13 protein-coding genes are annotated in these 11456 nt (G+C 75.3%); 6 read left to right on the top strand and 7 right to left on the bottom strand.

All coding sequences use genetic code 11. The features are described from left to right. Nucleotide 1: 1 nt before the first annotated feature. The 5 genes from ACFRMQ_RS08185 to ACFRMQ_RS08165 all read left to right on the top strand — a co-directional run bounded on the left by ACFRMQ_RS08185 (nt 2) and on the right by ACFRMQ_RS08165 (nt 3563). On the top strand, nt 2–610 hold the full coding sequence (locus ACFRMQ_RS08185; RefSeq protein WP_380728204.1) for a TetR/AcrR family transcriptional regulator C-terminal domain-containing protein: 609 nt from the start codon (nt 2–4) through the stop codon (nt 608–610). Between the two features lie 576 nt (nt 611–1186). Further along, nucleotides 1187–1570: a hypothetical protein gene (locus ACFRMQ_RS08180; protein ID WP_380728202.1), complete on the top strand. Its 384-nt coding sequence runs from the start codon at nt 1187–1189 to the stop codon at nt 1568–1570. Nucleotides 1571–1574: 4 nt separating this feature from the next. Next, nucleotides 1575–2603, top strand: a complete 1029-nt coding sequence (locus ACFRMQ_RS08175) for a hypothetical protein (RefSeq protein WP_380728200.1) — start codon at nt 1575–1577, stop codon at nt 2601–2603. 82 nt (nt 2604–2685) lie between these two features. Further along, nucleotides 2686–3081: a roadblock/LC7 domain-containing protein gene (locus ACFRMQ_RS08170; protein ID WP_380728198.1), complete on the top strand. Its 396-nt coding sequence runs from the start codon at nt 2686–2688 to the stop codon at nt 3079–3081. 107 nt (nt 3082–3188) lie between these two features. Further along, nucleotides 3189–3563, top strand: a complete 375-nt coding sequence (locus ACFRMQ_RS08165) for a hypothetical protein (protein WP_380728196.1) — start codon at nt 3189–3191, stop codon at nt 3561–3563. 122 nt (nt 3564–3685) lie between these two features. Here ACFRMQ_RS08165 and ACFRMQ_RS08160 read toward each other — a convergent pair whose 3' ends face one another. The 7 genes from ACFRMQ_RS08160 to ACFRMQ_RS08130 all read right to left on the bottom strand — a co-directional run bounded on the left by ACFRMQ_RS08160 (nt 3686) and on the right by ACFRMQ_RS08130 (nt 10452). After that, nucleotides 3686–4819, bottom strand: a complete 1134-nt coding sequence (locus ACFRMQ_RS08160; protein WP_380728194.1) for an NUDIX domain-containing protein — start codon at nt 4817–4819, stop codon at nt 3686–3688. Between the two features lie 237 nt (nt 4820–5056). Then, entirely contained in the window at nt 5057–5596 is a 540-nt protein-coding gene (locus ACFRMQ_RS08155) for a GNAT family N-acetyltransferase (protein ID WP_380728191.1), read from the bottom strand. A gap of 405 nt (nt 5597–6001) precedes the next feature. Next, complete coding sequence (locus ACFRMQ_RS08150; protein WP_380728189.1) at nt 6002–6898, bottom strand: SGNH/GDSL hydrolase family protein; 897 nt, start codon at nt 6896–6898, stop codon at nt 6002–6004. Beyond that, nucleotides 6873–8147, bottom strand: a complete 1275-nt coding sequence (locus ACFRMQ_RS08145; RefSeq protein ID WP_380728187.1) for a glycosyltransferase — start codon at nt 8145–8147, stop codon at nt 6873–6875. Before ACFRMQ_RS08145 ends, ACFRMQ_RS08150 begins: the two co-directional genes overlap by 26 nt. Beyond that, the gene (locus ACFRMQ_RS08140; protein WP_380728185.1) at nt 8144–9361 is read right to left on the bottom strand and encodes a glycosyltransferase family 4 protein; all 1218 of its coding nucleotides are present in this window, start codon (nt 9359–9361) and stop codon (nt 8144–8146) included. The genes ACFRMQ_RS08145 and ACFRMQ_RS08140 overlap by 4 nt, the downstream gene beginning before the upstream one ends. Nucleotides 9362–9471: 110 nt before the next feature. Continuing rightward, nucleotides 9472–9660 carry a YegP family protein gene (locus tag ACFRMQ_RS08135; RefSeq protein WP_380728182.1) on the bottom strand — a complete coding sequence of 63 codons (189 nt, stop codon included), beginning with the start codon at nt 9658–9660 and terminating at the stop codon, nt 9472–9474. Nucleotides 9661–9777: 117 nt separating this feature from the next. Further along, on the bottom strand, nt 9778–10452 hold the full coding sequence (locus tag ACFRMQ_RS08130) for a TetR family transcriptional regulator (protein WP_380728180.1): 675 nt from the start codon (nt 10450–10452) through the stop codon (nt 9778–9780). 80 nt (nt 10453–10532) lie between these two features. Between ACFRMQ_RS08130 and ACFRMQ_RS08125 the strand changes: the two genes are divergently transcribed. After that, on the top strand, nt 10533–11435 hold the full coding sequence (locus ACFRMQ_RS08125; RefSeq protein WP_380728178.1) for an SDR family NAD(P)-dependent oxidoreductase: 903 nt from the start codon (nt 10533–10535) through the stop codon (nt 11433–11435). Nucleotides 11436–11456: the final 21 nt, after the last annotated feature.

Here is an 11456-nt window from a genome sequence, read left to right as displayed (position 1 = left end):
CATGCCCAGGCCGCGCACACCCCTGCTGGACCGGCAGCGCATCGTGGACACCGCGCTGCGGCTGGTCGACGAGGCGGGCGACCTCACCATCCCCGCCCTGGCCGGCGCGCTCAAGGTCAGTCCCTCCGCGCTCTACCACCACGTCACCGGACGGGCCGAGATCGTCGCCCTGATGCGGGCCGAGCTGGTGCGCGCCATCGGCGAGCAGTCGATGTGGGACCAGTCCTGGGACGCGGCGCTGCGCACCTGGGCGCACGCCTACCGGGACGCCTTCGCCGAACACCCCGGCATCATCCGGCTGCTCGCCACCGCGCCGCTCGCCGAATCGTTCATGCACACGCTGTACGAGCGGGCCGTCGCCACCCTGGAGGACGCGGGCTTCGCGGCGCGGGACGTGATGGGCCTGATCACCGCCCTGGAGAGCTTCATCCTGGGGTCGGCGCTGGACCTGGTCGCCCCGGACGTCATGGTCGACGCCGTCGACCGCGCCGCCACCCCGCGGCTGGCCGATGCCCTGGAGGCCGTCCCTGCCGGGCGCGAGCGCGCCGACCGGGCCTTCGAGCTCGGCCTCGCCGCCCTGATCGAGGGCTACCGGGCGCTGCTGGGCTGACCGTTCCCCCGGGAGGTGCCCGGGTGGGCGCGATTTCTGACCAGGTGTGATGACCTGCTAGTGTTCTGCACGTCGAGAGGAAGTGACCTTCCGGGAAACGGACTCTTGAGCAGGCGTCAGTGGTGCTACCAGAGCACGTCCTACTTTCAGTAGGAAGAGTCCGTGCGACCCGGGCCTGGCGCTCCCATCGAAGGGGCTCGTTCCGTCCAGTGGAACGGGCCCCTTCGTCGTTTTCGCACCCCTTCGTCGTGTTCGTACCCCCAGGGGTGCGCCCCTTTATCGCACCTTCGGGCCCGAAACCCTGCCGCATGGGCTACTGTCGGCCAAGGTCCCGGGCCAGGTGGCCGGTGAGCGCACTCCGGCATCCCCGACCCACCAGTGGTGCAGCCCTCACGCCCGGTCTGACGCGCCGTCACAGTGTGGCTGGAACTGGCCGCTGGCGATGTGAATATGCCAATGGAATGTTCGTCATATGAAATCCGGCAGTAGCCTTCCGTGTCGAACCTGCCACTGCTGGTGGTGAACCGGTCGGCGCCGTGCTGCGCCCGGCCGCCCAGACCCCGCGAAGGAGCCGGTGTGCCCGGTATCGACGAATGCCTCTCCGGAGCGATGACGATCGCGGGGGCCCGCGCCGCGAGCCTGGTCGACTGGAGCAGCGGGCTCGCCCTCGGCAGCCTCGGGGACAGTCCGGCCGGGGAGCACGAGACCTCCGCCGCCGAGGCAACCGACCTGGTGCGAGCGGCCGTTGAGAGCCAGACCTTCACCGTGACGGAGGACCGCAGGGCCCCGTTGGAGGACATCATCGTCACCGCCGGCCGCAGCTACCACCTGATCCGCTTCATCGACACCGCCTTCGAGAGCAGGCTCGTCCTGCACCTCTGGCTGGACCGGGAGACGGGCAACCTCGCCGCCGCCCGCTTCCGCCTCCAGGCCCTCGCCGAGGAGCTGGTGCTGGGGTGAGCGCGTGACCGCCGCAACCGGCACCCCGCCGCCGCTCCCCGCGGACGACGCCACCCCGAGGACCCCGGGCGAGGCGCTCGCCCTGCTCGCCGACCGCCGCGCCACCGGCGCCCTGCGCGGACCGCTCGGCAGCCTCCACCTGGTCGACGGGCAGGTGGCCGCCGCCGAGTCCCCCCGGGCACCCGGCCTGGCCGATCTGCTCACCGGTTGCGGCCGGATCACCCCCGAGGGCTGGACGGACCTGCTCCGGCTGCACGGCCCGAGGTCGAGGGTCGGCGAAGTGCTGGTCGAACAGCGGCTGATCACCCGGGGTGAGCTCGAACTCGGCCATCTGGGAACGCTGTTCGACGCCGCGTTCTTCGTCCTCGCCGATCCGGCCGGCGGCGTCTGGCGGTACGAGGCCGACGCCCGGCACTGGCTCGGCCCGGTCGCGAGGGTCGAGCCGGCCAGGATCTGCCGCGAGGTCGAGCGCCGCCGGCAGCTGCTCGACCGGATCTGGCCGTGGGCCCAGCTCGACGCGGTGCCCGTCCGCCCGGTCGAGCGCGTCCGGCAACCGTCCCACCGTCCGCCCGGGCGCCGGCGCCGCGAACTGCTGGACCACGCCGACGGCCGAAGAACCCCGGCGGACCTGGCCCGGCTGCTCGGCCGCTCCGGCTTCGGGGTGACGGCGGACGTCCGCCGGTTGGCCGCCGCCGGACTGCTGGACGCCCCCAGCCCGACTCCGCCGAGCCCGAGCGCCCAGAGCGCCCCGGCGGCGGCGGTGCCGGCGCCCGAAGCCCCCGCGCAGGTCGCGACCGGGCCGGCCGGCGGGCTGCACCGCCGGGTCCCCGGCGCCAGCCTCCGGGAGGCCGGACTCGCCGGATTCGCCGGAGCCCCGGTCACGGCCGCCCCTGCCCCTGACCCCACCGTGCCCGGCGCCCCCACGCGCCCTGAACGCCCGCCCACCACGGCAGCGGCCCACCCGCTGGCCGTCCCCGACCCGGACGTCGCCCTGCTGACCCGGGTCCGAGACCTTCTGGAGGCCCGACTTTGACCCACTCCCCGCCCGCGACCCCGCCGTCCCGGCCATGAGGCGGGCGCTCAAGCAGCGTGTCGGAAGGAGACAACTGATCGCCTTGGAGAACGAGTTGCTCGCCGAACTGCGCTCCGTCAAGCACCGCGTCCCGCACCTCGCCGGCGGCCTGGTCGCCAGCGTGGACGGCCTGCTGATCGCGCACGACACCCACGGCACCGAACCCTCCGGCCTGGCCGCGATGACGGCGGCCTCGCTCTCACTGGCGCAGCGGCTCGCCGACACCACCGGGCAGGGTGAGTTCCGGGAGTCGCTGGTGCGCGGCGAGAACGGCTACGTCGCCGTCTACGCGGCCGGCGGCAGCTGTGTGCTGACCCTGCTGGCGCACCCGGAGGTCAACGTCGGCCGGCTCCATCTGGAGGCCCGCCGCAGCGCGCAGCGCATCGCGGGGATGCTCAACGAGGCGCTCCTGCCCAAGGAACCGCGCGACGCGCTCTGACCCGGGCCGCCCGGCCGCCTCGACCCCCTCACCGACCGATCCTCACGACCCCGCCACCTCACCACCTCACCACCCCACCACCTCACCACCGAACGGGAGTTACCCAGATGACCGACGCAGCCGGCGCGCTCAAGCAGGCCATGACCAGCATCGAGGGCGCCATCGGCGCGGCCCTGGTGGACTACAACAGCGGCATGGCCCTGGCCACCCTCGACGGCCCCGGCGGACTCGACCTCGACGTCGCGTCCGCCGGGAACACCGACGTGGTCCGCGCCAAGATGCGCACCATGGACATGCTCGGCCTCCAGGACGGGATCGAGGACATCCTGATCACCCTGACCAGCCAGTACCACCTGATCCGCCCGCTCACCGGCCGTACCGGCAAGGGCCTGTTCCTCTACCTCGCGCTGGACAAGTCGCGCGCCAACCTCGCGATGGCCCGCCATCAGCTGAGCAGGATCGAGGGCGAACTGGAGGTCTGACGGCCCGGTTCCGCGGCCCGAGAGGCACCGGGCGAGGCCCGGTGGCGGCCCTGGCCGCGTCGGTCCCTCGTCCGGCGCGGCCGCGGGCCCGGTCCGGCGGCGGTCCCGGTCCCGGCCCGTCCTCAGCCCCGTGGCCGGTCCGGTCCGACGGCCCGCCCGCGCACCAGCTCGACCGGCCCGCCCGGCCGCTCCCGGGCGGCCAGCGCGGCGGCCGTGCGGTCCCAGGAGGGGCCGGTCAGCAGCGTCCGCGCCTCGTCCGGGGCGCACAGCCGCCACTCCACGAGTTCGTCCTCCGGCAGGACGAGCGAGTCGAGCATCCGCTCCGTCACCGCGCCCCCGTCGAACACGTACACCAGGAGGGCGGTGTCCCGGCCGGTCGCGGGGTCGGCCTCGAGGTCGGCGGCCGTGCCCGGCTGCCAGTCCAGCGCCAGCAGCGGCCCCGGCTCGACCTCCCAGCCCAGCTCCTCGCGGATCTCCCGGCGGGCCGCCGCCCGGGGCATCTCCCGGTCCGCCTCCACCCCGCCGCCCGGCAGCGTCCAGTGCGGCACCAGCCCGCGCGGCCCGTCCCACGGCCGCAGCCGCACGAGCAGCACCCGGCCGTCGGCGTCGGTGAACAGCGCCCGCGCCTTCGTCCGGATGCGTGGCCGGGTGGCGTAGTAGGTCTCCCGGTCCATCGGCGGATCCGGCCGCTCCCCGACCGTCGGGGTCAGCCCCGGAGCCGCGGTCGGCCCGGCGTACTCGGGCACCGGCCCGTCCGCGGGCAGCAGGTCGAGCGTGTGCCCGACCGGCCGGCTGTCCTCCAGTTCCAGCGGCCCGGCCTCGCGCGGCGCCAGCAGGCAGGCCGTCACCCGGCGCGAGAGCCGTGGCGGCAGCGCGTGCCCGGCCTGCTCGGCCGTCAGCCAGGTCCAGCCACCGACCTCCGCCGGGTCCGGCCGGAACGCCGCCACCTGTTCCGCCGTCAGCGGCTCCGCCCAGTACAGGTAGACCACGATCGGCCGGTCGCCGTCGCGCAGCAGCGCCCAGTCCACACCGGCCAGCGGCCCCAGCCGGGGCGTGAAGCCCAACTCCTCGCGGATCTCCCGCAGCGCGGTCTCCCGGGGCGACCGGTCCTCCGGCTCCCACCCGCCACCCGGGATCGCCACCGGATGCTTCCGGTCGTACGGCAGCCGCACCACCAGCAGGTGCCCCGCGGCGTCCTGGAACAGCACCCCCGCCGCCGCCAGGACCTCCCGTCCGTCCACGCCCACGCTCTCCACCCCGGCTCCCTCCGCCACGCCTTCCCCGGCCACGACAACCCGCGCCACCCGGTTGGTTCCCCCGCCGCGCCCTCGCCGACCCCGCCGCCCGTGGGCCTCACCGAACCGGCGGGCCCGACGGCCCCCTGGGAGCCGGACCGGGCGAATCCCCGTTCGGAGTCGCGGTCGGAGGTTCGACCGCGCTCGCGGGCCGCTCGGGCGTGGCCGGGTGGGTGTTCCTCGGGCCCCGCCGCGGGCTCAGCCGGACGGCGTGACCGGTGGCCGCAGGCCGAGCCACTGCTCGGAGCCCCAGGCCTCGAAGCGCTCCACCTCGGTGAACCCGAGCTTCGCCGCGAGGCGCATCGATCCGAGGTTGGCGCTCTGGGTGGTGAGCACCACCGGCTCGCCGGGAAGCGCGTCGTCGAGCCAGCCGAGTGCCGCCGCGCATGCCTCGGTGGCGTACCCGAACCCCCAGGCGCTCGGCAGGAACAGATAGCCGAGATCGGCCTTCCCCGCCGCAGCCGGGCGCCGGTGTCCCGCCGCCCTCCTGAGCAGCACGTGGCCGATCATCGATCCGTCGCGCTCGACGACGAAGCTCCCGGGCCACCGCTCGGGCGCCTCGGGCAGCTCGCGCTCGACCTCCTCACGCGGCCGGGGGCCGCCGAGGTAGGTGTGCACCTCCGGAGAGGCGTGCAGGTCGACGAACGCCGGGCGGTCCCGGGGCTCGGGCGCGCGGAGCACGAGCCTCTCGGTCCTGATCGGCTCGGGTGGCCAGGCCACGGATCCCAGATCTTCCATCCGCGCACGCTAACAGGCGATCGACGTCGGCTCGGCATCCGCCGGGAGGGGCGGGGCAGCCGGTTCCCGCCCTGCGGCATGATGACCGCACGGACGATCAGGCTGCCGAGTGGGTGACCGTCTTTCACTACGAGAACGTCGCCGGCTGCCCGCGCCCGGGGCGGCTGACGGCGGTTTGACCGGGACCGGGGCATCGACTGGCACCCGTTCGCCGGCGATGAGGTCAGGTACGACCCGATGCGCGGCGTGGGCGCGGGCGCGGGCGGGCACCGGCACGGCACGGTAGCCGTTCGCTTCCGGGCCGACGCCCTTCGACGGCTCGGGCCGCATCCCGATCGGCCGACGTCGGGGCCGGCGGATCCGCTGTCGTCGAAGCGGTGGGTGCCGTGGGCCCGTTGAGCCCGGTCACGGCCGGGGGAGGCGCGGAGCGGTCAGCGCCTGGGCGGCCGCGTGGGCCATCTGTTCGTCGTGGCGGCCGCTCGCGCCGCGCAGGCGGGCGGCGGCCTCGGAGGCGGCGAGGGCGAGGAGGCCCGGGAGCAGGTCGGTGCTGCGGGCGGCGAGCCAGCGGGTGCCCTGGGTGGCCATCCACCAGAGGTCGGCGGCCCGGCCCGGTGGGGGTTCGGCGGGGGCGATGGCCGGGGGCGGGCCCAGCGGGTGGCCGGCCTCGGCGAGCAGGTCGTGGAACCGCCGGGCGATCAGGTGGTGGCCCTCGGCGCTGGGGTGCAGCCGGTCCACGCTCAGCAGGCGGCGCTCGGCCTGCCACGGCAGTTCGGCGATGTGCAGGTGAACGGCCCGGTGGCGGTCGGTGAGGGCGTGCACCACGGTGTTGACCGCCCGCATCCGCCGGGCCAGCGGGCGGGCGAGCGGCGCCGGGAGCCGCAGCAGACCGCCCGGGTCGGGCAGGCAGGCGGTCAGCAGCAGGGAGCCGTGGACGGACAGTTCGGCCATGGTGGCGTCCAACTCCAGTGCGGTGCGCCGGATGTCGAAGCCCGTCCGCAGGGTGTCGTTGCCGCCGACCACCACGGCCGTCAGCTGCGGCCGGAGCGCCAGCGCTCGCGGAAGTTGACGGATCGTCAGTTCTGTGGTGAGTGCGCCGCTGTACGCCAGGTTGGTGAACTCGACCTCCCGTCCCCGGGGTGCCAGCGAACGGGCCAGGACGGCGGCCCATCCGCGCCGGCCCCCGTCGACCTGGTCGCCGACGCCCTCGGTCAGCGAGTCGCCGAGCGCGACGAAGCGCAGCAGCTCGCCCGCCGCGGGGCGTTCCTCCGCCGCCCGGTCACGCCGGGCGTCCAGCATGCTCATTCCGATTCCCCTCCACCGCTTCGTCGTCGCGCGCGCCGTGCGCCGCAAGGAAGGCCGACACCGCCGCCGGCCAGCCGTACCGTTCGGCCCGGCCTCTGGCGGTGGCCCGCCGCGACTCCTCCGGCCGTTCGAGCAACTGCCGCACCGCGGAGGCGAATCCGCTGCCCGTGTCGAAGGCCGCCACCCCGGCGGGACCGATCAGCCAGGGCAGCGCGGAGGAACGGCTGACGGCCACCGGCGTTCCGCAGGCCAGGGCCTCCAGCGCGGCGAGTCCGAAGGTCTCCACCGGACCGGGCGCGAGCACCACGTCGGCGCACCCGAGCAGCCGGGCCAGCTCCGCCCGGGCGCCGAGGTGCCCGAGGAAGCGCACCGGGAGCCGCAGCCGTGCGGACCGGGCGGCCAGCCGTTCCCGCAGCGGGCCGGTCCCGGCCACCACCAGGACGGCGGGCACCCGGCGGGCCCGCAGGGCGGCCAGTGCCTCGATCGCCCGCTCGGGCCGCTTCTCGGGGGAGAGCCGGGAGCAGAGCACCAGCAAGGTCTCCTCCGGGGCGGCGTACCGGGCCCGCTCGACCGCCCGCGCGGCGGCCGGCAGCGGGCGCATCGCCTCCAGGTCGACCCCGAGCGGGGCCCGGACCAGGTTGGGCGCGCCGATCCTCCGGAACTCCGCGGCGGCCCAGTCGGTGGTGCAGAGCACCGAGTCGTAGGCGCGGGCGGTGGCCGCGTTGAGCCGGTCGGCCACCACGCCCGCCAGCGGGCCGGGCGCGCCCCAGGTGCGCAGCACCCCGGTGGCGCTCTCGTGCGAGACCATCACCGAGCGCACCCCGTGCCGCCGGGCCCAGGTGCCGGTCCAGCGCAGCGTGGTGCGGTCGGACACCTCCAGCCGGTCGGGGGAGAACCTGGTCAGCTCGGCGGTCACCGCCCGGCGGTCGGTGAGCAGCCGGTAGCCGCCCCCGGCCGGCAAGACCGGGCCGGGCAGGGTGACCACCAGGCCCTGCTCGGTCTCCTCCTCGGAGCGCCGCTCGCCGGGGACGATCAGCACCGGCCGGTGCCCGGCCGCCCGGTACCCGGCGCCCAGGTGGCGCAGCGCGGTGCGCAGGCCGCCGGAGACCGGGGTGACGAAGTTGGCGAGCCGGACGATCGTCAGAGCCCCGTCGGCCGTGCGAGCCCCGTCGGCCGTTCGGGCCCCGTCGGCCGCCTCCGTGCGGGCCCCGTCGGCCGTCCGGGCCCCGCGGTCGGGCGTGACGGTCATGCCGGCAGCTCCTCGGGCAGGGCGGGCGCCACCGGCTCGACCGCCGACGGGGCGGTGGGCGGCAGCGGCAGCCCGTGGTGCTCCGCCAGCACCTCGGCGTAGTGCCGCAGCAGCAGGTCCCCGACCGCCTCCCAGGTGCGGGCGGTCACCTCGGCACGTCCGGCGCGCCCGTACCCGGCCCGCCGCGCCGGGTCGGCGGCCAGTTCGGCCACCGCCCGGGCCACCGCGGCGCCGTCCCGGGGCGGCACCAGGAGCCCGGTGCGGTGGTGCGCGACCAGGTCCAGCGGGCCGCCCGCCGCCGGGCCGATCACCGGTACCGCGCTGGCCATCGCCTCCTGGATGGTCTGGCAGAAGGTCTCCAGCGGGCCGGTGTGCACGAAGACGTCCAAGGTCGCGAAACAGCGCGCCAGTTCGTCACCGGTGCGGCGGCCGAGGAACACCGCGCCCGGCATCGCGGCCTTCAGCCCGGGCGCCGAGGGACCGTCCCCGATCACCACCACCCGCACCCCGGGCAACGCCGAGGCCGCCGCCAGCAGGTCGACCCGCTTCTCCGGCGCCAGCCGCCCGACGTACCCGACCAGCACCTCCCCGCCCGGTGCGAGCGCCCGGTGCAGCGCCTCGTCCCGGTGCCGGGGGTGGAACCGCGCCGAGTCCACTCCGCGCGGCCACAGCTGCACCCGGGGCACCCCGTGCGCGGTCAGGTCCTGGGCGGCCGGGGTGGACGGGGCCAGGGTGCGGGCGGCAGCCCGGTGCACGGCCCGGATCCGCCGCCAGGCGGCGGCCTCGCCGAGGCCCCGACCGGCCCGGTAGGCGTGGGCGTACCCGGCCAGGTCGGTCTGGTAGACGGCCACGGCGGGCACCCCGAGCCGCGCCGCGACCTGCATCCCGCGGGCGCCGAGCACGAACGGGCTGGCCAGGTGGACGAGGTCCGGCCGGTGCCCGGCGATCGCGGCCGCCAGCTGCCGGCTGGGCAGCGCGATCCGGACCTGCGGGTACCCCGGCAGCGGCACCGACGGGATGCGCAGCACGGGGATCTCCCCGGCCGAGGCGCCGCCGAAGGTCTCCGGCGGGCACTCGGCGCCCCGCGCCGGCGCGGGGGTGACGACGAGGGGCTGGTGGCCCCGGCGGACCAGGTGCTCGGCCGTCCGCAGCACGCTGTGGGCGACTCCGTTGACCTCGGGGGGGAAGGATTCGGTGACGATGACGACGCGCATACCGGTGTTCTGTCCACGTCCGGCGTGCACCCGGCCAAAGGGATCTGTCGTACAGAAGAACGCGGGTCGGCGATTTGCACCGCCGGCCCGCGCCCGGGAACGCCGTCCGGTCACACCGATCGGGCGGTCTCCTTGAGCTCCGCGTACGGCGCGAGTTTGCGGATCGACTCGATGCTCTTCAGGCAGTCGTCCTTGCTCTCCTGCGGGTCGCCGGTCACCACGATCGCCCCGTTGCTCGCCTTCAGCCGGAACCGGTGCATGCCGCCCTCGTCCACGTACAGCTCGAATTTGCCTGCCATACCAGCATCAGCCTTCCGCTCGGATGACCCCCTGGCACCGCACCGTAGGGTCAAATCCCTTGTGCGGCACGTCAGATGATCCATCCGGGTGCAAACGCCCGTGGCGCGTACGGCCGGTCAGGGGCGCGGCTCGGACGCTCCCGCGACCAGCCCGGTGAGGGTGGCGGTCAGGATGCGAGCGAGCCGGGGTTCGACCTCGACGACGGCGTGGGCGAGTCGGGGGTCGCCGCGGTAGAGGGCGGCGACCTCCGCGCCCGGGTTCGCGATCTGCCACAGGGCTCCGGCCAGTGAGACGGCGGTGGCGACCAGGTCGACGACGTCCTGCTCGTCCAGTACGGGCAGCCGCGCGCGGACCGCCGCGCCGATCGGCTCGCGGGCGGCGAGGGTGGCGAGCTTGAACTCGCGCACCGCGTCGAGCGAGACGTTGCGTTCGAGGTTGAGCGGGGCGTGGGCGAGCAGGTCGCAGAACGGTCCGCGGGCCGCCAGGGTGGCGGCGAACGCCCGGGCCACGGCGGCCGGGCCGGGGTCCGCGCTCTCCCGCAGGCGCGCGGTCAGCGCGTCGGACCACTCCGCCCAGCCCTCGGCGGTCAGCCGCAGGAAGATCTCCTCGCGGGTCTCGAAGTACCGCAGCAGTGCGGACTTGTGCATCCCGACCGCGGCGGCGATGTCGGTCAGGGTGACGTCCCTGATGCCGTGCTCGCGGCCGAGCGCCCGGGCCGCCTCCAGGATCGCGGCCTCGCGCAGGCGCTTGGCCTCGGGCGAACGGGCGCGCTGGAACTCCGATGCAGTCACCCGGCCATGGTAGGGCAACGCCGTTGACGTAATACCGCAACAGCGTTGCGCTAATAACGCAACGATGTTTTACTAGCGGCATGGAGAAGAACACGGAACAGGCCTGGTTCGTCACCGGCAGCTCGCGCGGCTTCGGCCGCACCCTCGTCCGCGCCGCGCTCGAAGCCGGCGACCGGGTGGCCGCGACCGCCCGCCGGCCCGAGCAACTCGACGACCTCGTCGAGGAGTTCGGCGACCGTGTCCGGCCGCTCGCGCTGGACGTCACCGACCCGGCCGCCGCCCGCGCGGCCCTCGCCGAGGCGCGGGACGCGTTCGGTCGGATCGACGTGCTGGTGAACAACGCCGGCTACGCCAACGTCTCGCCGATCGAGACCACTGAGGACGCCGACTTCCGCGCCCAGTTCGAGACCAACTTCTGGGGCGTCTACAACGTCACCAAGGCCGCGCTCCCGCTGCTGCGCGAGCAGAGGGGCGGGCTGGTCGTCCAGTTCTCCTCGGTGGGCGGCCGGGTCGGCGGATCTCCGGGCATCGCCTCGTACCAGGCGGCGAAGTTCGCCATCGACGGGTTCAGCCGGGTGCTGCGCGCCGAGGCCGCGCCGTTCGGCGTGAAGGTGCTGGTGGTCGAGCCCAGCGGTTTCCGTACCGACTGGGCGGGATCCTCGATGACCGTCCACGACGTCCCGGAGGCCTACGACGAGACGGTCGGCGCGACGAACCGGCGGCTGCGGCAGGGCGGCGCCGGCGCCGCGGGCGACCCGGTGCGCGCCGCCGGGATCCTCGTCCGGGTGGCCAAGCGGCGGGACGTCCCGCACCACCTGCCGCTCGGGGCCTACGCGGCCGAGAACTCGATCGCCATGGACCAGCGGCTCCTGGCGGAGGACACCAGGTGGCGCGAGGTGTCCCGCTCGGCCGACTTCGCCGAGGCCTACCCGGTGCCCTTCCCGGCGGATTCGGTGCCCTTCCCGGCGGAGTCGGCGCGCTGACCGGCCAGGCCACTGCCGGGC

This window comes from Kitasatospora sp. NPDC056783 (genome assembly GCF_042789895.1).
GTDB lineage: Bacteria > Actinomycetota > Actinomycetes > Streptomycetales > Streptomycetaceae > Kitasatospora.
Note: the sequence above shows the minus strand (reverse complement) of the source record. Positions and strands in the feature narration are given on the sequence as shown.

Bases quoted from the DNA above. Each gene is read 5' to 3' on its own strand.
- ACFRMQ_RS08185 (WP_380728204.1), top strand. From the start codon at position 2: ATGCCCAGGCCGCGCACACCCCTGCTGGACCGGCAGCGCATCGTGGAC.
- ACFRMQ_RS08165 (WP_380728196.1), top strand. From the start codon at position 3,189: ATGACCGACGCAGCCGGCGCGCTCAAGCAGGCCATGACCAGCATCGAG.
- ACFRMQ_RS08155 (WP_380728191.1), bottom strand. From the start codon at position 5,596: ATGGAAGATCTGGGATCCGTGGCCTGGCCACCCGAGCCGATCAGGACC.
- ACFRMQ_RS08150 (WP_380728189.1), bottom strand. From the start codon at position 6,898: ATGAGCATGCTGGACGCCCGGCGTGACCGGGCGGCGGAGGAACGCCCC.
- ACFRMQ_RS08145 (WP_380728187.1), bottom strand. From the start codon at position 8,147: ATGACCGTCACGCCCGACCGCGGGGCCCGGACGGCCGACGGGGCCCGC.
- ACFRMQ_RS08140 (WP_380728185.1), bottom strand. From the start codon at position 9,361: ATGCGCGTCGTCATCGTCACCGAATCCTTCCCCCCCGAGGTCAACGGA.
- ACFRMQ_RS08135 (WP_380728182.1), bottom strand. From the start codon at position 9,660: ATGGCAGGCAAATTCGAGCTGTACGTGGACGAGGGCGGCATGCACCGG.
- ACFRMQ_RS08125 (WP_380728178.1), top strand. From the start codon at position 10,533: ATGGAGAAGAACACGGAACAGGCCTGGTTCGTCACCGGCAGCTCGCGC.